Source organism: Streptomyces sp. NPDC007264 (genome assembly GCF_042869095.1).
GTDB lineage: Bacteria > Actinomycetota > Actinomycetes > Streptomycetales > Streptomycetaceae > Streptomyces.
Genome location: NZ_JBIAFD010000003.1, coordinates 325,203 through 346,507 on the forward strand (window position 1 = coordinate 325,203; position 21,305 = coordinate 346,507).

The window sequence follows — 21,305 nt, forward strand, 5'->3', positions numbered from 1 at the left end:
CAGGGTGGCTTCACAGGTGTGGACCAATATCTGCCGCACCTGGCGCCAACTCGGCATTTTCCCAGGCCACATGGGGTACACACATGGTTGACGCGCGCAGATCGGCGCTGATAGACACACTCATCCATCCCCGCTGACGACACCCGGCCCGAGCCGGTCAGGCAGTGCGACAAGCCATCCATGGTGCGAGTGATGACGCGAGGTCACGATCGATGAGCACGCCAGAGCAGCATGCCGGAGGGCGTTCGCGCCCGGGCAGTCCGCGCTTCCGTACGGTCCGGCTCCCAGCCGCAGCGAGTGCCGCCTCCCTGACCCTCCTGGCCGCTCTCGCGTCGCCGCTCGGTCCCGCGCCCCAGCAGGCCGTGGCGAAGGAGAAGACGGTCCTCACCGTCGCCGTCGCCCAGAGCGTCGACTCGCTGAACCCGTTCCTCGCCAGCCGCCTGGTCAGCACGAGCATCCACCGGCTGATGTACGAGTACCTGACCAACTACGATCCCAAGGATGCCCACGTCGTTCCCGGTCTGGCCACGGCGTGGAAGTCCTCGCCGGACAAACTGACCTGGACGTACACCATCCGTTCCGATTCCAGGTGGTCGGACGGCAGGCAGGCCACCGCACAGGACGCGGCCTGGACGTTCAACAAGATGATGACCGACGAGGGCGCCGCCACCGCCAACGGCAGTTTCGTCACCAACTTCCGGAAGGTCACCGCTCCCAGCCCCACCGAGCTGGTCATCGAACTGAAGAGGCCGCAGGCCACGATGACCGCGCTGGACGTGCCGATCGTGCCCCGGCACGTCTGGGAGAAGGTCAAGGACATCTCGAAGTTCACCAACGACAGGGACTTCCCCGTCGTCGGCAACGGACCGTTCGTCCTCACCGGCTACAAGGCCGACAGCTATGTCCGCCTCGAGCCGAACAAGAACTTCTGGCGCGGGGCTCCCCAGTTCGACGAACTGGTCTTCAAGTACTACAAGGACGGTGACGCGGCGGTCGCGGCCCTGCAGAAGGGCGAGGTCTCCTTCGTCAGCGGCCTGACGCCCGCCCAGGCGAGCGCGCTCGGGAACCAGAAGAACATCAAGGTGAACGACGCGCCGGGCCGGCGCTTCTACGCGCTGGCCACCAACCCCGGCGCGCGGGCCGGGAACGGCGAGAGGTTCGGCGACGGGCACCCCTCGCTGCTGGACGTGCGGGTGCGGCACGCGCTGTTCATGGCCGTCGACCGCACGGTGCTCCTCGACAAGGTCTTCCAGGGCCACGCCGTCCGGGGCGAGGGGTACATCCCACCGCGTTTCTCCTCGTACTTCTGGAAGCCGGCCGCGGACCAGGAACTCGCCTACGACCCGGCAAAGGCCGCCCGGCTCCTCGACGAGGCGGGCTACAAGAAAAACGGCGACGGCAAACGGATCGGCAAGGACGGCAAGCCGATCACCTACCGCGTTCTCTGCCACGCCACCGACCCGAACGACAAGGCCATAGGGCAGTACCTCAGGGAATGGTGGGGCAAGCTCGGCATCGGGATGAGGCTCGACTGCCTGGACAACGTGACCGACCCCTGGCTCGCCGGACGGTACGACCTCGCGTTCGACGGCTGGTCCGTCAACCCCGATCCGGACTTCGTCCTCTCCATCCACACCTGCGCGGCGCTCCCGGCGACCCCGAAGGCCACGGGCGCGACCGACGACTTCATCTGCGACAAGCAGTACGACGCGCTCTACGCGCGGCAGCTCGCGGAGTACGACTCCGCCGAACGGGCGGACCTCGTCAAGCAGATGGAGTCGCGGCTGTACGACCTCGGGTACATGAACGTCATGGCGTACCCGAACGCGGTCGAGGCGTACCGCACGGACCAGATCAGGTCGATCACCACCATGCCGGAGAAGGCGGGCAACATCTACGGCCAGGACGGATACTGGAGCTGGTGGTCCGCCGTCCCGGCGGGCTCCGCGGGCTCCTCGGGCGGTTCCTCCTCCGCCGGGGTCGTCGTCGGCATCGCCGCGGGCGCGGTGATCCTCGCGGGCGCCGGGGTGTTCGTCGCCCTGCGCCGCCGGGCGACCGCCGAGGACCGTGAGTAGCGTCGCGGCGGCCGGGACCCCGCGGTCCCGGACCCAGGTCGCCTACCTGCGGTACGCGGCGGGCAAGGCGGGAGGCGCGGTCTTCTCGCTGCTCGCCGTGCTCGTGACCAGTTTCTTCCTGTTCCGGCTGATCCCCGGCGACCCGGTGAAGTTCATGACGGGCGGCCGTCCGGTGTCGGCGGAGCAACTGGCCGCCTACCGCAGGGAGTTCGGCCTGGATCTGCCGATGTGGGAGCAGTTCACGGACTACTGCCGCAAGTCGCTCACGGGAGATCTCGGCACCTCGTACCAGTTCCGGGAGCCCGTCGTCGACAAGATCACCGAGGCGCTGCCGAACACCCTGCTGCTGACCGTCACCGCGTTCGTCCTCTACACGGTGCTCGGCATGGTCCTCGGCACCCGGGCGGCCTGGCGCCACGGACGGCTCGGCGACCGGCTGAACACCGGCCTGGCACTGGTCCTGTACTCGATCCCGTCGTTCTGGCTGGGCCTGCTGCTCATCATCGTGTTCGCGGTGGGCGCGGGCCCGGTCCCGGGCCTGTTCCCGACGGGCGGCATGGAATCGGGCGGGACGGAGGGTTTCGCGTACGTCGTGGACGTCGCCCACCACCTGGTCCTTCCGGTGGTCACACTGGTCGCGGTCGAGTACGGGCAGACGCTGCTGGTGACCCGTTCGGCACTGCTCGACGAGATGGGCAGCGATTATCTGACCACCGCACGCGCCAAGGGCCTCAGGGACGATCTGGTCCGGCGCAGACACGCCGTGCCGAACGCGCTGCTGCCGACCGTGACGCTGGTCTTCGTCAACCTCGGCCGGACGGTCGCGGGGGTCATCCTCGTGGAGACGGTGTTCTCCTGGCCGGGCCTCGGCGGGCTCTTCTACCAGGCGCTGAGCGTGCCCGACCTGCCCCTGGTGCAAGGGCTGTTCTTCGTCTTCGCCGCGGCGGTGATCCTGATGAACACGCTGGCCGACCTGATGTATCCGCTGCTCGACCCCCGGGTGGCCCGATGACCGGTGAAGCCACTCCCCCGGCGGCGCAAGCGGACTCGCGTGCGCTCGCCCGGCAGCGCCGCCGCCGCTCGGCGGCCCGGTTCTGGGCGCGGTACCGCACGCACCGTGCCGGGCTCGTGGGCCTGGCCGTGCTCGTCCTCTTCACCCTCGTGGCGCTCACCGCGCCGCTGACCGTGGGCTCCGACGTCGCCGGCGTGACCGGTGCGCCGGGACGGCCGCTGGAGCCTCCCGGCGCCGCGTTCCCGCTGGGCACGGACCGGTTCGGGCGTGATCTGCTGGGCCTGGTGGTCTGGGGCTCGCGGGTCTCGCTGCTGGTCGGGCTGCTCGCGGCGGTGCTGTCCGTGGCGATCGGCGCGCTGGTCGGGATCACCGCCGGGCACTTCCCGGGCGCGTACGCCACCGTGATGATGCGGATCACGGACTGGTTCCTGGTGATGCCGACGCTGGTCCTCGCCATCGCGCTCGCCACCGTCATGTCCCGCTCCCTCGGCACGGTCGTCGTGGCGATCGGCGTGACGTCCTGGCCGACCACGGCCCGGCTGGTGCGGGCGCAGACCCTGGCGGTGGAGTCACGGCCCTACATCGAGCGCGCGCGGGCGCTCGGGGGCGGCCACGGGCACATCATGCTGCGGCACGTGCTGCCCAATGTGATGCCCCTGGTACTGGCGCAGACGACCCTGATGATCTCCTCCTCCATCCTCGCCGAGGCGACGCTGGCCTTCCTCGGCATGGGCGATCCGACGGTCGTGTCCTGGGGCGGCCTGCTCCAGGACGCACGCGAGGCGGGAGCGGTCAGCTCCGGCGACTGGTGGTACCTGGTCCCGCCGGGCCTCGCGATCGCCGCCGTCGCCCTCGCGTTCACGCTGTGCGGGCGCGCGGTGGAGTCCGTTCTCAACCCCAGGCTGGGGGTGGCCCGTTGACACTGCTGGAGGTCCGGGACCTCGAGGTGACCTACGCGGACGGGGCGGCCGCCGTGCGGGGCGTGGACCTCGCCCTGGAGGCGGGAGAGAAGCTCGGTCTCGCCGGCGAGTCCGGCTGCGGGAAGTCCACGCTGGCGCTGGCGCTGCTCAGGCTGCTGCCGGCCGGCGCCCGGGTCGGCGGGCAGGTCCTGCTGGACGGCGAGGACGTGCTGACGATGCGGTGGGGGCGGGTACGGGCGGTCCGCTGGGCGGGAGCCTCCGTCGTCTTCCAGGGCGCGATGCACTCCCTCAATCCCGTGCACCGGGTCGGCGACCAGATCGCCGAGCCGATCCTGCTGCACCGCGGGGCGACCGCGGCCGAGGCGAGGCGGAGGGCCGGTGCGCTGCTGGAGCGGGTGGGCCTGCCGGCCGCGCGGGCGGGCGCGTATCCGCACGAGCTCTCCGGCGGGCAGCGGCAGCGCGTCATGATCGCCATGGCGCTGGCCTGCGATCCCCGGCTGATCATCGCCGACGAGCCGACGACGGCCCTCGACGTGATGATCCAGGCGCAGATTCTGCGGCTGATCGGGCAGCTCGTCGCCGACAAGGACATGGGCCTCATCCTGATCAGCCACGATCTGGCGGTCCTCGCCGAGACCTGCGACCGGCTCGCGGTGATGTACGCGGGCCGGGTGGTCGAGGAGGGCCCCGCCCGGCAGGTCCACGAGGACGCCCGGCACCCGTACGCCGCCGCCCTGTCCGCCGCGTTTCCCCGGATCGGCGACCCGGCCTCCCGGTACGCCCCGCGTGGCCTGGCGGGCGACCCGCCCGACCCCTCCGACCTGCCGTCCGGCTGCGCCTTCCACCCGCGCTGCCCGGCCGCCCTGGACGGATGCGCCACCCATGACCAGCCGCTGCGGGACGCCGGCCCGGGGCGGCGGGCGGCCTGCGTGCATGTGCCGCAGTCGGCCGCCACCGATGCCGCCGCGGCGACCGAGGAGGTGAGGAGCACACCATGACGGCCTCACCGCTGCTGAGCGCGTCGGGACTCGAGGTGGTCTTCCCCGGCAGGCACGGCGCCGCACCGGCCCGCGCCGTGGACGGCGTCGAACTGGACATCCGCCCCGGGGAGATCGTGGCACTGGTCGGCGAGTCGGGCTGCGGCAAGACGACGCTGGCGCGCGCTCTGCTCGGCCTGGTGCAGCCGACCGCCGGGAGCGTCGGCTTCGCGGGCCGGCCGCTGGAGTACTCCTCGCGGGCCTTGAAGGCGTATCGCCGACGGGTCCAGCTGGTGCTCCAGGATCCGAGCGGATCGCTGAACCCCCGGCACACGGTGTACGACGCGGTGGCGGAGGGGCTGCGCATCCACCGGTACGACGGGGACGAGCGGGCGGCGGTGTCCCGGGCCCTGTCCAGGGCGGGCCTGCGGCCTGCGGAACGCTTCTTCCCCCGCTTCCCGCACGAGCTGTCCGGGGGCCAGCGTCAGCGCGTGGTCATCGCCGGGGCCCTGGTCCTGGAACCGGAGCTGATCGTCGCCGACGAGCCGGTGGCCTCGCTCGACGCCTCCGTGCGCGGCGAGATCCTGGCCCTGCTGCTTCGCCTGCGCGACGAACTGGGGCTGTCCGCCCTGGTGGTGACGCACGATCTGGGCCTGGCGTGGAACGTCGCCGACCGGGTCGCGGTGATGTACCTGGGCAGGATCGTGGAGACGGGTGACGTCGAGCAGGTCCTGACGGCCCCTCGGCACCCGTACACCCGGGCCCTGCTGTCGGTGCTCCCGGAGTCGCCGGGCGATCCGGTGGTCCTGACCGGCGAGCCTCCGGACCCCTCCCGCATCCCCTCCGGCTGCCGCTTCCACCCCCGCTGCCAGCTCCTGGCGCGCGGTGAGGCGGAACGGGCGGGCGTGGCGGAGGCGTGCCGGACGCAGGACCCGGAGGTGCTGGGCGGTGGCGGCGGGGCGCAGGTGGCCTGCCATTGGGCACGGGTCGCCGTGTGAGGTCCCGCGGCGCCGGCGATCCCGGCCGGTTCTGCGGCGCCGACGAACCCGGTCGGTCCCGCGGCGTGGGCGAGCCCGTCGGTCCTGCGGCGCCCGCGATCCCGGGGCCGGGCCGGAAAAGCCGGTTCCCGGCGCCTCTCACGAGGGGCCGGGAACCGGGTGGTCCGGGGATCCGTCAGACCGCGTGCACGACGTCCTTCTCCTCGGCGAAGTGGCACGCCGACTCGTGTGCCGCCGGGGAGTCCGCGTCCTTGAACCGCTCGGGGACCGCGAGGAGCGGAAGCTCCACGGCGCACTTGTCCTGCGCCTTCCAGCAGCGGGTGCGGAAGCGGCAGCCCGACGGCGGGTTGGCCGGGGACGGCACGTCGCCGGTGAGGATGATCCGCTCCCGGTGCTCACGGGCCTCCGGGTCCGGCACCGGGACCGCCGACAGCAGCGCCTGGGTGTAGGGGTGCGTCGGGTGCTCGTAGATCTGCTCGTCCGTGCCGATCTCGGCCATCTTGCCGAGGTACATCACGCCGACGCGGTCCGAGATGTGCCGGACGATCGACAGGTCGTGCGCGATGAAGATGTAGGAGAGGTTGAACTCGTCCTGGAGGCGCTCCATCAGGTTGATGACCTGCGCCTGGACCGACACGTCCAGCGCGGAGACCGGCTCGTCGCAGATGATGACCTCGGGGTTGAGCGCCAGACCGCGGGCGATGCCGATGCGCTGGCGCTGACCGCCCGAGAACTGGTGCGGATAGCGGTTGATGTACTCGGGGTTGAGGCCGACGACGTCCAGCAGTTCCTGGACCCGCCTGCGCCGGTCGCCCTTCGGGGCCGCCTCCGGGTGGATCTCGAACGGCTCCCCGATGATGTCGCCCACCGTCATGCGGGGGTTGAGCGAGGTGTACGGGTCCTGGAAGATCATCTGGATGTTGCGCCGGACCGTCTTGAGGGCCTTGCCGGACAGCTTGGTGATGTCCTGGCCCTTGTAGAAGATCTCGCCGGCCGTCGCCCGCTCCAGGTTCATCAGCAGCTTGGCGACCGTCGACTTGCCGCAGCCGGACTCGCCCACGATGCCCAGGGTCTCGCCCTGGTAGAGGTCGAACGAGATGCCGTCGACGGCCTTCACCGCGCCGATCTGGCGTTTGACGAGGATGCCCTGGGTCAGCGGGAAGTGCTTGACCAGATCGCGCACCTGCAGGATCGGCTCGCCCCGGTCGACGTGCGCCTCCAGCGCGGCGACGGCCTCCTCCTCGGAGTGCACGTCGGCCACCTCCACCTCGGAGACGTTCGGCGTCGCGTCCGTCGGCTCGGCGGCCTTGGTCGGGTCAGCCATGGATCGTCTCCTTCCAGAAGTGGCACGCGCTGGCGCGGCCGGGCAGTTCCGTTCCGTCCCGCTCGGTCACCGGGACCAGCGGCGGAAGCTCGGTGCGGCAGATGTCCTGGGCCCTCTCGCACCGCGGGTTGAAGGCGCAGCCGGTGGGCACCTTCAGCAGGTTGGGCGGCAGGCCCTTGATCGCGTAGAGCTCCTCGCCCTTCTGGTCCAGGCGCGGGATCGAGTCCAGCAGCCCGCGGGTGTAGGGGTGGGCCGGGCGCTTGTACAGCTCGTGCACCGGCGCCGTCTCCACGATGCGGCCCGCGTACATCACCGCGATCTTGTCGGCGACGTCCGCCACGACACCGAGGTCGTGGGTGATGAGGATCAGGCCCATCCGGTACTCGCGCTGGAGTTCCGCGAGCAGGTCCATCACCTGGGCCTGGACGGTCACGTCGAGGGCCGTGGTCGGCTCGTCGGCGATGATCAGGTCCGGCTCCAGGGCGAGCGCCATGGCGATCATGATGCGCTGGCGCATACCGCCCGAGAACTGGTGCGGGTAGTCGTTCACTCGGGCCGCCGCGGCCGGGATCTTCACCCGGTCCATCAGCTCGACGGCCCGGGCCTTGGCCTCCTTGCGGGACAGCCCCTGGTGGACGCGGAACATCTCACCGAGCTGGAAGCCCACGCTGAGCACGGGGTTGAGCGCGGACAGCGCGTCCTGGAAGATCATCGCGATCTGCGCGCCGCGCAGCTTGCGCCGCTCCTCGGCGGACATCGTGAGCATGTCCTGGCCGTAGAAGCGGATCTCCCCCTTGGGGATGCGGGCCGGGGGCATGTCGAGGATGCCCATGATCGCCTGCGCCGTCACGGACTTGCCGGAGCCGGACTCGCCGAGCACGGCGAGCGTCTCCCCGGAGTCCACCGAGTAGTTGACGCCGTTGACGGCCTTCACCAGGCCCTCACGGGTCTGGAACTCGACGTGCAGGTCGCGCACTTCCAGCAGCGGGCCGTTCTTCTCGCCGTCGCCGGATCGCGGAGCCGGGACGGCGTCCGTCGGGTCGATGATGGTCACGTACGCCTCCCTCAGCGCATCTTCGGGTCGAAGGCGTCGCGAACCACGTCGCCGAGCATGATGAACGCCAGCACGGTGATGCTCAGGGCGCCGGCCGGGAAGAGCAGCGCGTGCGGCGAGGTCAGGAACCGGTCCTGGGCGTCACTGATCATCAGGCCCCAGGAGATGTTCGGGTACTGGATGCCGATGCCCAGGTAGGACAGGGCGGCCTCGGCGGCGATGTAGACACCGAGGTTCATCGTGGTGATGACGATGACGGGGGCGAGCGTGTTCGGCAGGATGTGCCGGAACGCGATCCGACCCGAACCCGCGCCGAGCGCCCGGGCGGCCATCACGTAGTCGTTGTACTTGTTCGAGATGACCTCGCCGCGCATGATCCTGAAGACCTGCGGCCAGCCGAGGACCGCCATGATGAACGACACCGTCCACACGTCACCGGTGCGCCAGATCGACATGATCAGCAGACCGCCGATGATGAGCGGCAGGGCCGAGAAGACCTCGGTGATCCGGGACAGCAGCGCGTCGAGCCAGCCGCCGACCAGGCCCGCCAGCATGCCCAGCAGCCCGCCGATCAGGGTGGTGGCGATGGTGGTCACCACACCGACGACGATCGAGTTGCGGGTGCCGTACACGGTCCGGGTGTAGATGTCGCAGCCCTGCACGTCGAAGCCGAACAGGTGCCCGGAGGACGGCCCGTTCATGGAGTTCTGCAACTGGCAGAAGCCGTCGGAGAACGGGGAGCGTGCCGTGAACAGGCCGGGGACGACCGCCAGGGCGAGCAGGCAGACGATGACGAAGGCGGTCACCAGGAACATGGGCCGCTTGCGCAGGTCCGCCCAGCCGTCCTTGAGCAGGCTCGCCTGGCGGGCGGCCGCCTTCTCCTCGGCCTCGATCTCCTTCGTGAGAGCGGCCTCGTCGGTGGTGGGCCTCTCTATCGTCTTCTCACTCATAACGGATCCTCGGGTCGAGCACGGCATACATCAGGTCCACGAGCAGGTTGGCGACCAGGTAGATCAGCACCAGCAGGGTCACCAGACCGACGACGATGGGGCGCTCGCGCAGATAGACGGACTGCGCCAACTGGCCACCGATACCGGGCATGTTGAACACGCGCTCGGTGATGATGGCGCCGCCCATGAGGGCGCCGAGGTCGAAGCCGAGGAAGGTGACGACCGGGATGAGGGAGTTGCGCATGGCGTGCAGCCCGATGACCCGGCGTCGCGGCAGGCCCTTGGCGATCGCCGTGCGTACGTAGTCGGCCCGGATCGACTCCGTCAGGCTCGACCGGACCAGGCGCGCGATGTACGCCATCGATGTCGAGGCGAGCACGATGGCCGGGAGGATGTAACTCTGCGGCCAGCCCTTCTCGATGCCGGCGATCGGCGTGGCCTTGAGCTTCAGGCCGAACTCGAGCTGGAACACGCTGCCGAGCACGAAGACGGGGATCGAGATCAGCACCAGGGTGGCCACCAGCACCACGTTGTCCAGGAACTTGCCCCGGTTCAGCGCGGACATGATGCCCGCCAGGATGCCGATGACGGCCTCGATGGCGAAGGCGGTCAGCCCGAGCTTCAGGGTGACGGGGAACCGCTGGGAGACGATGTCGGAGATGGCACGGCCGTTGTACGTCTCACCGAGGTCACCGGTGAAGACGCCGCTGATGTAGTGCCAGTACTGCTGGTAGAGCGGCTCGTTGAGGTGGTAGTGGTCGCGGAGGATGGCCGCGATGTTGGGGTCGGCACGCTTGTCGCCGGCGAGTGCCTGGATCGGGTCGCCGGGCAGCGCGAAGACCAGGCAGAAGATGATGAACGTGACGCCTATCACCACAGGGATCACCTGCAGAAGACGGCGCACGACGTATCGGCCCATGGGAACTCCAGAGGGGGGTGCTCGACCCGCCCGTGGCCGGGGCGGCGGCACTGTCGGACGGGGGACAGCAGGAGGGGTGAGCAGGGGAGGGCTTCCGTCCTCCCCTGCTCACCCGGTGTCCGCGTGTCGGACCTGCTCAGATCATCTGGCTCAGCTGAGCTTGACCGTGTCCCACAGGATCTGGTGACCGGCGATCTTCATGGACTTGATCTTGTCGCTGAACCCGGCGTTCATGGTGTAGAAGTACACCGGGATGTACGGCATGTCCTTCAGAAGCACGTCGTCGGCCTGCTGGTAGGTCTTGACGGCCTCTTCGTGCGTCGCGGCCTGGTCGCCCTTGACGAGGAGCTTCTCGAAGTCCTCGTTGACGTAACCGGAGTAGTTGGAGCCGTTGGTGATGGCGTCCTTCGAGAAGACCGGGCGGAGGTAGTCCTCCATGTCCGGGTAGTCCATGCTCCAGGCCATGCGGAACGCGCCCTGGTACTTCTTGGCGTCCAGGTCGTTGAGGATGGTCTGGAACTGCTCGAACGGCTTCGCCGTCACCTTGAGGCCCAGGTTCTGCTGGAGCTGGTTGGCGACCGCCTCGACCCACTCCTTGTGGCCGCCGTCCGCGTTGTAGCCGATCTCCAGCGTGTTGCCGGGCAGCCCGCCGCTCTGCTTGTAGAGCTCCTTGGCCTTGGCCACGTTCAGGGTGCACGCGTCACCGCAGGCGCCCTTGCGGTAGCCGTCGATGATGGGGCTGATGTAGTCGTCCGCGGGGGTACGGGCACCCAGGAAGACCTTGTCGGTGATGGTCTTCCGGTCGATGGCCATGGAGATGGCCTTGCGCAGGTCGGCGTTCTTGAAGGCCTTGTTGTACTTGATCGGGAAGCCGATGTAGCCGACGGCCGAGTCGGCCTCGTCGATCGTGCGGCCCGGAAGGTCCTTGTGGTAGGTCGGCAGGCCCGAGGTCGGAACCGTCAGCAGGCTGTCGAGGTTGCCGGCGACGAGGTCCTTGTAGGCGGTGTCGAGGTTCGAGTAGATCTTGAAGTTGACGCCCTTGACCTCGATCTTCGAGGCCTCCGGGTACTTGTCGTACTTCGTGGTGCTGATCGCCTCGTTGTGCTTGAACTTGCCGCTCATCTTGAACGGGCCGTTGCCGATCGGGGCCTCGCCGAAGCCCTTCGGGTCCTTGAAGAACGCCTTGGGCAGCGGGACGAACGCGGTGAACGAGAGCTGCGAGGGGAACGCCGAGAACGCACCGGTCAGGGTGACCTGGAGGGTGTTGTCGTCGACGGCCTTCAGACCCGACATCTTGTCGGTCGTGGGCTTCTTGCCCTCACCCGGGTTCAGGTCGCTGTAGCCCTGGATGTGGCTGAACAGCGGGTTGGTCTGCTGGGCGTTGGTCTGGTTGGCGCCGTAGTTCCAGGCGTCGATGAAGGACTGGGCGGTGACCTTCTCCCCGTTGTGGAAGGTGTAGCCCGCCTTCAGCTTGATCGTCCAGACCTTGTTGTCCTTGGTCTCGATCGACTCCGCCATGGCGTTGACGACCTTGTTGGCGGGGTCAAGTCTGGTCAGACCCGTGAAGAGGGCGTTGATGACCTGGCCGCCCTCGGTCTCGTACGTGTTGGTGGGGACCAGGCTGTTCTGCGGCTCACCGATCTCCACCGCGACGACGCCGTTGCCCTTGCCCTTGCTCGAGCCGCCGTCGTCACCACCGCCGCCACAAGCCGTCGCACCCAGCGCCACAACCGCAGCTACCGCAACCCACTTGGCGCTCTTGGCACCACGCATGGGGCTCCTCCTCATGAGTTCAAAGGTTCACCGCAAGGGAGCACACCCGACACCCCACCGCCACCGGCGGCGGGAAGAGTCAGGGAACCCCCCACGCTCGTGAGTCGGCGCCATCTGCAGCGCGTGACCCGTTGATCCGAGCTCTACGCGCCTAACTATCTGCTACCGGGCGGAGGTCGAACCACACCCATAAGGTCTCGGTTCGATCACACCTCGCGTGTACATCTTCCAAAATCCGGACAAAGGGTTTGCTGAAAGATCCCTACGAAACGGACTTGTTACACACGTATCGGTCTCGGATCTCCGGATTCCGAACAGTCGGCCGCCGAAAAAGGGGTTGCGATCGCGGTGACTGTCGTGCGAGACAGCGCCGCTCCGCCTCCGCGCCGACCGGGGTCGTGGGTGCGCACCGTCCCGTTTCGGTCAACGGCCATCACGTCCAAGGCCGTTGTCCGGCGAGCCACGGGACGTGGCAAGACGTACACCGGAGCAGGCTAGTGGGTGTGGGCCGTCCTGTGCGGTTCCTGAGCCAGATGCAGGGTTTTCCCTGTGTCCGCCCCGTCCGCCCTGTCCACCCCGTCCGCTCCGGTCCGCAAAGAGGCCGGGCACTCCGCGTCGCGGAGTGCCCGGCCTCTTTGCGGACCGGGGAGGTCAGCCGTGCTTGGCGCGGCTGGCGGCGCGGCCGCGCTCGCGCTGGTCGAGGACGACCTTGCGGATGCGGACGGCCTCCGGAGTCACCTCGACGCACTCGTCGTCGCGGCAGAACTCCAGGGACTGCTCCAGCGACAGCTTGCGCGGCGGGACGATCGACTCGGCGATGTCCGCCGTGGCCGACCGGATGTTGGTGAGCTTCTTCTCCTTGGTGATGTTCACGTCCATGTCGTCGGAGCGGGAGTTCTCGCCGACGATCATGCCCTCGTACACCTCGGTGCCCGGCTCGACGAACAGCGTGCCGCGCTCCTGGAGGTTCGTCATCGCGAACGCCGTCACGGTGCCGGAGCGGTCGGCCACCAGGGAGCCGTTGCTCCGGGTCTGCAGGGGACCGAACCAGGGCTCGTGGCCCTCGTGGATGGAGTGGGCGATACCGGTGCCGCGGGTGCCGGTCAGGAACTCGGTGCGGAAGCCGATGAGGCCGCGCGAGGGCACCACGAACTCCATGCGGACCCAGCCGGAGCCGTGGTTGGACATGTTGTCCATCCGGCCCTTGCGGACGCCCATCAGCTGGGTGACCGCGCCCATGTGCTCCTCGGGCACGTCGATCGTCATGCGCTCGACCGGCTCGTGGACCTTGCCGTCGACCTCCCTGGTGACGACCTGCGGCTTGCCGACGGTCAGCTCGTACCCCTCGCGGCGCATGGTCTCCACCAGGATGGCCAGGGCCAGTTCGCCGCGGCCCTGGACCTCCCAGGCGTCCGGCCGCTCGCCGTCCAGGACCCGCAGGGAGACGTTGCCGATCATCTCGCGGTCGAGGCGGTCCTTGACCTGGCGGGCGGTGACCTTGCGGTCCTTGACCGTCGCCTTGGTGTTGGCGCCCTTGCCGGTGCCGCCCCTGCCGACGAGCGGCGAGGTGTTGGTGCCGATCACCATGGAGATCGCGGGCTCGTCGACCGTGATCAGCGGCAGCGCGATCGGGTTCTCCGGGTCGGCAAGGGTCTCGCCGATCATGATCTCGGGGATGCCGGCGACGGCGCAGATGTCACCCGGCCCCGCCTTCTCGGCGGGCTTGCGGGTGAGGGCCTCGGTCATCATCAGCTCGCTGATGCGAACATTGCCGATCGTCCCGTCGCGCTTGATCCAGGCGACGGTCTGGCCCTTGCGCAGCTCGCCCTGTTCCACGCGCAGCAGCGCGATGCGGCCGAGGAAGTTGTCGGCGTCCAGGTTGGTGACGTGGGCCTGGAGCGGGGCCTCCTCGTCGTAGACCGGGGCCGGGATGTGCTCCAGGATCGTGGAGAAGAACGGCTCCAGGCTGGTGGAGTCGGCCGGGACCGTGCCGTCCTGCGGCTTGGTGAGGGAGGCGATGCCGTCGCGGCCGCAGGCGTAGACGATCGGGAACTCGATCTGGTCCTCGTCGGCGTCGAGGTCCAGGAACAGGTCGTACGCCTCGTTGACGACCTCGTCGATACGGGCGTCGGGCCGGTCCGTCTTGTTGATGCACAGGATGACGGGCAGCCGGGCCTGCAGCGCCTTGCGCAGCACGAAGCGGGTCTGCGGCAGCGGGCCCTCGGACGCGTCGACGAGCAGCACGACGCCGTCGACCATCGACAGGCCGCGCTCGACCTCGCCGCCGAAGTCGGCGTGGCCGGGGGTGTCGATGATGTTGATCGTGATCGGTTCCCCGCCGTCCTTCGGGTGGTACTTCACCGCGGTGTTCTTGGCGAGGATCGTGATGCCCTTCTCACGCTCCAGGTCGTTCGAGTCCATGACGCGGTCGTCGACCTGGTCGAGCTGGTGGGCGGCGAAGGCGCCGGCCTGCTTCAGCATGGCGTCGACGATGGTCGTCTTGCCGTGGTCGACGTGGGCGACGATGGCGACGTTGCGGATGTCGTGGCGCGTGGCCATGGTGTGGCGTACTCCCGGAGTGGTGAGGACGGCCTGCGCGTACGTCTGTGTTACGCGGGCCCTGCCGGGCTGAACATGCCACGGCCTCACCCCATGGTACGGGTGCGCCGCCGTTCGGGTGCTACGGGTCGCTGCGGTGCAGCTCAGCCCCCGGGTCGGGGCCGGGTGCCGGCCCGGGCCCGGGCGCCGGCGGCCGGGCGGCCCGGCGGCGTGCGAGGGGCGGCCGGGCGGCCCGGCGGCGCGAGGGGCGGCCGGGCGGCTACGACGCGGTGGGGCTCGCCGCGGGGCCTGGCCGCGCGCCCTTCTTCAGGAAGCCCATGTCCTCGTAGACCGGTGTCTGGAAGCCGAACGCGCCGGCGTTGGCCAGGGTGCTGCGGGCGGCCGTCAGCTGGGGGCGCTGGTAGAGGGGGATCGAGGCCGCGCTGGCCCAGATGCGGGTGTCCGCCTTGCGCAGCAGGTTGCGCTCCTCCCCGTCGTCCAGCGTGGTGATCGCCTGGTCGAAGAGCTGGTCCACCTGGTCGGTGCCGACCCGGGTGTAGTTCTGCTCGATGTTCAGGGAGCCGTCCGTCCCCGGGACCGGCTTGGCGTAGATCGGCCGGGCATCGGTGGCGGGGTAGGGGGTGACGGGCCATGAGTACAGGGCCAGGTCGTAGTCCCCGGCCGCGATGTGGTCCTTGAAGTAGCCGTTGTCGGGGACCTTGGTGATCTCCGTGCGGATCCCGACCTTGTCCAGCATGCGGGCGATGCGGTCACCGACCGTGCGCAGCGACCCCGAGCCCGGCCCGTAGGGCAGCACGAACCGCAGCCGCAGCGGCTTGCCGTCCTTGGCGAGCGTCCCGGCCGCGGCGGCGCCCGGAGCGGCGGTGCCCTTCGGGGCGTAGGCTCCCGGCATCCCGCCCTCCCGGCCGTGCTCCCGCGGGAGCTCGCCGTCGATGTGCTCGCCGACGTGCCGGCCGCCGTGCTTGTTCGAGTGGTCCTGGGGTTCGTCGCGGCCGGGCGCCTTGCCGTCCCCGGGGTGGTCCTCGGAGCCGGCCGCCTTGCCGCCCCCGGGCCCGGCGGCCTTCTTCTCCTCCTGGACCGCCCCGCCGCGCACCCAGCCGGCGTCGGCCAGCAGGGCCCGTGCCTGGCCGGTGTCCTGGCGGCCGAGGGCACCGCTGCCGTCGCGGTAGGCGTCCTGTCCCGAGAGCGCGAGGTGGCTGCCCACCGGCGCGACGGGCAGCCCGAGCGGCTTGAGGACCAGCCCGGCCAGCTCGGTGCGGTCCAGGGCGCGGGCCACGGCCCGGCGCACCCGCTCGTCGGTGAGCGGGCCGCGGGAGCCGTTCAGGGCGAGCTGCGTGTAGGCGGGTTCCAGAGACTTGCGGATCTCGACGCCGCGGAGGGGGGACTGCTTCCCGGACTCCGGTGCGCCCCTCTCCCCGTCCTCCCCGTCCTCCCCCGTGTCGGCCGAGGGGCCCTGCAGGGGGGTGGCGCCCTTGTCGCGGGCGGCGAGCCTGATCCGTTCGGCCTCCTCCGGGTCGACCTCCGCCATGTCGATCCTGCCGTCGGCGAGGGCGGTGGCCCGCTCCTCTCGGGGGACGGCCACGAGCACGATCTCGGAGAGCTTGGCGGGCCGGCCCCACCAGCGCGGGCTGCGGGCGAGGGTGACCTCGCCCTTCTTGTGGTCGAGGCCCTTGAGGGCGAACGGGCCCGCGGTGACCTTGAGGTTTCTGCGCGCCCCGTCGTTGAAGGAGTCCGGGGTGCCGGTGACGTCCTTCGGGTACAGCGGCGAGAACAGCGACCTCCAGTCGGCGTACGGCTTGGCGAAGGTGACCTTGACCTCGGCGTTGTTCCGGCCGCGCTCGACCTTCTCGATCCGGTCGTAGCCGGCGTTGCGGGCGGTCCAGTACGCGCTGTCCTTGCCGGACAGGGCACGCCACTGGGCGGCGAAGTCGTCGGCGCCGACCTCCCGGCCGTCGCTCCAGACGGCCCGCTGGTCGAGCCGGTAGACGACGACCTGTTTCGGCTCGGTCGAGACGACCTTCGCGGACTGGAGGAAGTCGGGGTTGCGCTGCGGCCGGCCGTTCGCGTCGAAGCGGAACATCGAGGGCAGGACCGCGCCGGCGACGCGGGTGGTGGCGGCGTCGGCGTCGGACTGGAAGGTGTTCAGGGTCTGCGGCACGGCGTCGACGGCCCAGCGCAGGGTGCCGCCGTCGGAGAGGAGGTTGCGGGGGGCCGCGGCGATGTCCTGCGCGGCGACCGGCTTGCTCGTCTTCTCCTTGTCGGCGCTGCAGGCGGCGAGCGCGGACACCGCGAGGATCCCCGCCGTGAGGAACGCGCCCGAGCGCATCACCGCGCGGGGTCCGACGCCGTCGTGGGCCATCACGTCTACCTCTACCTCCGGGGAGCCGCTCATCGGATGGGCGGGGGTTATGATCCGGTTTGGGGGTATTTGGAGCTGATCAGATCTATGGGCCACTGAAGAGGAAAGGCTTCGGCAGCATGCGGCGACACGGCGGCGCCCCCCGGGAACCTCACCCGTCCGGAGCAATCCCCGAGCGGGCCGGGGGCGGCCCGGGGGCGCAGTCCCCAGGGGCATCAGCCGAAACGCACGCCGCACGCACCGGCGCGCATCGGCCAATCCCTGCACGTCCCTTCACATCGGCCGGTGTGACGCGCAACACTCGCAGGCGCATGAACGTCGCCGCCTTGGGCCTCGGGACCCGTGGAAGTGAGGTCACGTCATGTCAGTGTCAGATGAACTGACGTCGGTTCAGCGATGCCTCGACGACCTGTGCCGGTCGGTGGGGCGCCTGGAACAGCAACTGGGAAACGGCGGGCTCGACATACGCCGCGTCCGCACCGATGCCGACCACCTGCGTGAGAGCCTGGCGCTCCTGCGCGAGGCCGCGGCCGCACCCGCCGCGCCCCGGCGGCCCGATCTGGTGACGATCCCCGACACCCCGTACGACACCACCCTGTGGACGGACTCGGACGACGAGGGTCTCGGCGCCCGGGGCCGCCACGCCCCCTGAACCCGTCGGCGCGGGCGCCGACGGCGCGCGCCGGTGGCTCCGGCGCCCGGAGGCGAACCGAGCCCCGTCAAGAAGGTGCGTCCCAAGTTGGCCACTGGAACGGAACCACCCGACACGGAACCCCATACGAACCGCGGCGGCGTACGAACCGGTACGCGCGCCGCGATCGCCGCGCCGCATCTGCGCTCGGACCGCTGGTGGCTGGCCCCGGCCGGCACCGTCGCCGGGCTGCTGGCCTTCGTCGTGTACTCGACCTGGCGGGCCTTCGCCGACGCGGACTACTACGCGACGCCCTACGTCTCACCGTTCTACTCGCCCTGTCTGGCGACACGGTGCCAGAGCATGCAGGCGGGGCCCAACGCCGATGTCTTCGGCGACTGGTGGGCGATCTCCCCGGCGATCATCATCCTGATCTTCCCGCTGGGCTTCCGCCTGACCTGCTACTACTACCGCAAGGCCTACTACCGCGGCTTCTGGATGGCGCCGCCGGCCTGCGCGGTGGCGGAACCGCACGGGAAGTACACCGGCGAGACCCGGTTCCCGCTGATCCTGCAGAACATCCACCGGTACTTCTTCTACGCGGCGCTCCTCGTGGCGGGCGTCCTCACCTACGACACCGTGCTCGCCTTCCGCGACGAGCACCACCGGTGGGGCCACATGGGTCTGGGCACCGTGGTCTTCCTGGTGAACATCGCGCTGATCTGGGCGTACACCCTCTCCTGCCACTCCTGCCGGCACATCGTCGCGGGGCGGCTCAAGCACTTCTCCAAGCACCCCGTCCGCTACCGGGCGTGGCAGCTCGTCAGCAGGATGAACGCCCGCCACATGCAGCTGGCCTGGGCGTCGCTGTTCAGTGTGGCCCTGGCCGATCTCTATGTGTACCTGGTGGCGTCCGGCGCCTTCGACGATCCGAGGTTCTTCTGATGTCCGTGATCGACCGGCAGGACTGGGACGTGGTCGTGGTCGGGGCCGGCGGCGCCGGTCTGCGGGCCGCCATCGAGGCGCGCGAGCGCGGCGCCCGCACGGCCGTGATCTGCAAGTCGCTGTTCGGCAAGGCGCACACGGTGATGGCCGAGGGCGGCATCGCCGCGGCGATGGGCAACGTCAACCCGCACGACTCGTGGCAGGTGCACTTCCGCGACACCATGCGGGGCGGCAAGTTCCTCAACCAGTGGCGGATGGCCGAGCTGCACGCCCGGGAGGCCCCGGACCGGGTCTGGGAGCTGGAGACCTGGGGCGCCCTCTTCGACCGTACGAAGGACGGGCGCATCTCGCAGCGCAACTTCGGCGGCCACGAGTATCCGCGCCTCGCCCACGTCGGCGACCGCACCGGGCTGGAACTGATCCGCACGCTCCAGCAGAAGGTGGTCTCGCTCCAGCAGGAGGACAAGAAGGAGACCGGGGACTACGAGTCACGGCTGAAGGTCTTCCAGGAGTGCACCGTCACCCGGGTCCTGAAGCAGGGCGACCGGGTCTGCGGGGTCTTCGCCTACGAGCGCGAGTCCGGCCGGTTCTTCGTCCTCCAGGCGCCCGCCGTCGTGATCGCGACCGGCGGCATCGGCAAGTCCTTCAAGGTGACGTCGAACTCGTGGGAGTACACGGGGGACGGCCACGCGCTGGCCCTGCTCGCCGGGGCGCCGCTGCTGAACATGGAGTTCGTGCAGTTCCATCCCACGGGCATGGTCTGGCCGCCGTCGGTGAAGGGGATCCTCGTCACCGAGTCCGTGCGCGGCGACGGCGGGGTGCTCAGGAACTCCGAGGGCAAGCGGTTCATGTTCGACTACGTCCCCGACGTCTTCAAGGAGAAGTACGCGGAGTCCGAGGAGGAGGGCGACCGCTGGTACGACGACCCGGACCACAACCGGCGCCCGCCCGAGCTGCTCCCCCGCGACGAGGTCGCGCGCGCCATCAACGCCGAGGTCAAGGCGGGCCGCGGCTCCCCGCACGGCGGAGTCTTCCTCGACGTCTCGACGCGCATGCCGGCCGAGGTCATCCGGCGGCGGCTGCCCTCCATGTACCACCAGTTCAAGGAACTGGCGGACGTCGACATCACCGCCGAGGCCATGGAGGTCGGCCCCACCTGCCACTATGTGATGGGCGGCATCGCGGTCGACTCGGACACGGCGGCGGCCCGCGGGGTCCCGGGCCTGTACGCGGCCGGAGAGGTGGCCGGCGGTATGCACGGCTCCAACCGGCTCGGCGGCAACTCGCTCTCCGACCTGCTGGTGTTCGGGCGGCGGGCCGGGCTGCACGCCGCGCAGTACGTGGCCGCGCTCGCCGGGCGCCCCCACGTGGACGACGGCCAGATCGACGCGGCGGCGGCGGAGGCCCTGCGCCCCTTCTCGGCGGAGGGACCACGGCCCGGCGAGCCGGACGAGGGTCCGCCGGAGAACCCGTACACGCTCCATCAGGAACTCCAGCAGGCCATGAACGACCTGGTGGGCATCATCCGCCGCGAGTCGGAGATGGAGCAGGCGCTCAAGAAGCTGGCGCAGCTGCGGGTACGGGCCCGCAAGGCGGGCGTCGAGGGGCACCGGCAGTTCAACCCCGGCTGGCACCTCGCCCTCGATCTGCGCAACATGCTGCTGGTCAGCGAGTGCGTGGCGCGGGCCGCCCTGGAGCGCACCGAGTCCCGCGGGGGCCACACCCGCGAGGACCATCCGACGATGGACCGCGCCTGGCGCCGCGTCAATCTGCTGTGCCGGCTGGCCGATCCCACGGGCGGTCTGGCGGCGACCGACCCGGTCCGCGGCCAGATCGGTCTCACCCGCGAGACCACCCCGCCCGTCCGCCCCGACCTGCTCGCCCTCTTCGAGAAGGAGGAGCTGGTCAAGTACCTCGCCGAAGAGGAGCTGTACGAGTGAGCAGCTACGAAGCCCGCTTCAAGGTGTGGCGGGGCGATGTGGGCGGCGGCGGCCTGGAGGACTTCACGGTCGAGGTCAACGACGGCGAGGTGGTGCTGGACATCATCCACCGTCTGCAGGCCACCCAGGCACCCGACCTCGCCGTGCGCTGGAACTGCAAGGCCGGCAAGTGCGGTTCGTGCTCGGCGGAGGTCAACGGGCGGCCGCGGCTGATGTGCATGACGCGGATGTCGGTGTTCGACCGGGACGAGACGGTCACGGTGACGCCGCTGCGCACCTTCCCGGTGATCCGCGACCTGGTGACGGACGTAGGCTTCAACTACGCCAAGGCGCGCGCGGTCCCGGCCTTCGTGCCGCCCGCCGACCTGGGCCCCGGCGAGTACCGCATGCAGCAGGAGGACGTGGACCGCTCGCAGGAGTTCCGCAAGTGCATCGAGTGCTTCCTGTGCCAGGACGTCTGCCATGTGGTGCGCGACCACGAGGAGAACAAGAAGGTGTTCGCGGGCCCGCGCTTCCTGATGCGGGCGGCGGAACTCGACATGCACCCCCTGGACGCGGCGGCGGAGGAGGGCCTGGACCGCAAGCGCACCGCCCAGGACGAGCACGGCCTCGGCTACTGCAACATCACCAAGTGCTGCACCGACGTGTGCCCCGAGGGCATCAGGATCACGGACAACGCCCTGATCCCGATGAAGGAGCGGGCGATCGACCGCAAGTACGACCCTCTGGTGTGGCTGGGGTCGAAGATCAGGAGGCGTCCCCCGGAAGGCTGAACGTGCGTCCGGCGTCGTACTCGGCGATCGCCCGCGTCGTCTCCGGCTCCGGCCCCGGGGAGTCCCCCTCCGGGAGCCGGAGGGGGCCCGCCGCAA

The 21,305-nt window shown here is 69.9% G+C and carries 16 protein-coding genes; 9 read left to right on the plus strand and 7 right to left on the minus strand.

Going from position 1 to position 21,305, the window contains the following annotated elements:
- The first annotated feature begins 212 nt into the window (after positions 1–212).
- From ACFYMU_RS06520 to ACFYMU_RS06540, 5 genes are read left to right on the plus strand one after another with little or no spacing between them, the layout of a single operon-like run.
- Positions 213–2,075 carry an ABC transporter substrate-binding protein gene (locus tag ACFYMU_RS06520; RefSeq protein WP_388368718.1) on the plus strand — a complete coding sequence of 621 codons (1,863 nt, stop codon included), beginning with the start codon at positions 213–215 and terminating at the stop codon, positions 2,073–2,075.
- Positions 2,068–3,087, plus strand: coding sequence for an ABC transporter permease (locus ACFYMU_RS06525; protein ID WP_388368721.1), 1,020 nt, complete (start codon positions 2,068–2,070; stop codon positions 3,085–3,087). The genes ACFYMU_RS06520 and ACFYMU_RS06525 overlap by 8 nt, the downstream gene beginning before the upstream one ends.
- On the plus strand, positions 3,084–4,007 hold the full coding sequence (locus ACFYMU_RS06530; protein WP_388368724.1) for an ABC transporter permease: 924 nt from the start codon (positions 3,084–3,086) through the stop codon (positions 4,005–4,007). Before ACFYMU_RS06525 ends, ACFYMU_RS06530 begins: the two co-directional genes overlap by 4 nt.
- A complete protein-coding gene (locus ACFYMU_RS06535) occupies positions 4,004–5,005 on the plus strand; it encodes an ABC transporter ATP-binding protein (RefSeq protein ID WP_388368727.1) in 1,002 nt (333 codons plus the stop codon). Before ACFYMU_RS06530 ends, ACFYMU_RS06535 begins: the two co-directional genes overlap by 4 nt.
- Positions 5,002–5,982: an oligopeptide/dipeptide ABC transporter ATP-binding protein gene (locus tag ACFYMU_RS06540; protein WP_388368730.1), complete on the plus strand. Its 981-nt coding sequence runs from the start codon at positions 5,002–5,004 to the stop codon at positions 5,980–5,982. Before ACFYMU_RS06535 ends, ACFYMU_RS06540 begins: the two co-directional genes overlap by 4 nt.
- 175 nt (positions 5,983–6,157) lie before the next feature.
- Here ACFYMU_RS06540 and ACFYMU_RS06545 read toward each other — a convergent pair whose 3' ends face one another.
- The 7 genes from ACFYMU_RS06545 to ACFYMU_RS06575 all read right to left on the minus strand — a co-directional run bounded on the left by ACFYMU_RS06545 (position 6,158) and on the right by ACFYMU_RS06575 (position 16,920).
- Entirely contained in the window at positions 6,158–7,306 is a 1,149-nt protein-coding gene (locus ACFYMU_RS06545; RefSeq protein ID WP_388368733.1) for an ABC transporter ATP-binding protein, read from the minus strand.
- On the minus strand, positions 7,299–8,360 hold the full coding sequence (locus ACFYMU_RS06550; protein ID WP_388368736.1) for an ABC transporter ATP-binding protein: 1,062 nt from the start codon (positions 8,358–8,360) through the stop codon (positions 7,299–7,301). The genes ACFYMU_RS06545 and ACFYMU_RS06550 overlap by 8 nt, the downstream gene beginning before the upstream one ends.
- 11 nt (positions 8,361–8,371) lie before the next feature.
- The gene (locus ACFYMU_RS06555) at positions 8,372–9,310 is read right to left on the minus strand and encodes an ABC transporter permease (RefSeq protein WP_388368739.1); all 939 of its coding nucleotides are present in this window, start codon (positions 9,308–9,310) and stop codon (positions 8,372–8,374) included.
- Positions 9,303–10,229, minus strand: coding sequence for an ABC transporter permease (locus tag ACFYMU_RS06560; protein ID WP_388368742.1), 927 nt, complete (start codon positions 10,227–10,229; stop codon positions 9,303–9,305). Before ACFYMU_RS06560 ends, ACFYMU_RS06555 begins: the two co-directional genes overlap by 8 nt.
- A 150-nt stretch (positions 10,230–10,379) precedes the next feature.
- Entirely contained in the window at positions 10,380–12,002 is a 1,623-nt protein-coding gene (locus ACFYMU_RS06565; protein ID WP_388368745.1) for an ABC transporter substrate-binding protein, read from the minus strand.
- Between the two features lie 651 nt (positions 12,003–12,653).
- Positions 12,654–14,561: a translational GTPase TypA gene (typA, locus tag ACFYMU_RS06570; RefSeq protein WP_388368748.1), complete on the minus strand. Its 1,908-nt coding sequence runs from the start codon at positions 14,559–14,561 to the stop codon at positions 12,654–12,656.
- A gap of 259 nt (positions 14,562–14,820) precedes the next feature.
- Positions 14,821–16,920, minus strand: coding sequence for an ABC transporter family substrate-binding protein (locus ACFYMU_RS06575; RefSeq protein WP_388368751.1), 2,100 nt, complete (start codon positions 16,918–16,920; stop codon positions 14,821–14,823).
- 361 nt (positions 16,921–17,281) lie between these two features.
- Between ACFYMU_RS06575 and ACFYMU_RS06580 the strand changes: the two genes are divergently transcribed.
- The 4 genes from ACFYMU_RS06580 (at position 17,282) to ACFYMU_RS06595 (ending at position 21,209) form a co-directional block, all read left to right on the plus strand.
- Complete coding sequence (locus ACFYMU_RS06580; RefSeq protein WP_388368754.1) at positions 17,282–17,572, plus strand: hypothetical protein; 291 nt, start codon at positions 17,282–17,284, stop codon at positions 17,570–17,572.
- 87 nt (positions 17,573–17,659) lie between these two features.
- Positions 17,660–18,496: a hypothetical protein gene (locus ACFYMU_RS06585; protein ID WP_388368758.1), complete on the plus strand. Its 837-nt coding sequence runs from the start codon at positions 17,660–17,662 to the stop codon at positions 18,494–18,496.
- A complete protein-coding gene (locus tag ACFYMU_RS06590) occupies positions 18,496–20,436 on the plus strand; it encodes a fumarate reductase/succinate dehydrogenase flavoprotein subunit (protein WP_388368761.1) in 1,941 nt (646 codons plus the stop codon). Before ACFYMU_RS06585 ends, ACFYMU_RS06590 begins: the two co-directional genes overlap by 1 nt.
- The gene (locus tag ACFYMU_RS06595; RefSeq protein WP_388368764.1) at positions 20,433–21,209 is read left to right on the plus strand and encodes a succinate dehydrogenase/fumarate reductase iron-sulfur subunit; all 777 of its coding nucleotides are present in this window, start codon (positions 20,433–20,435) and stop codon (positions 21,207–21,209) included. The genes ACFYMU_RS06590 and ACFYMU_RS06595 overlap by 4 nt, the downstream gene beginning before the upstream one ends.
- The last annotated feature ends 96 nt before the right edge of the window (positions 21,210–21,305 follow it).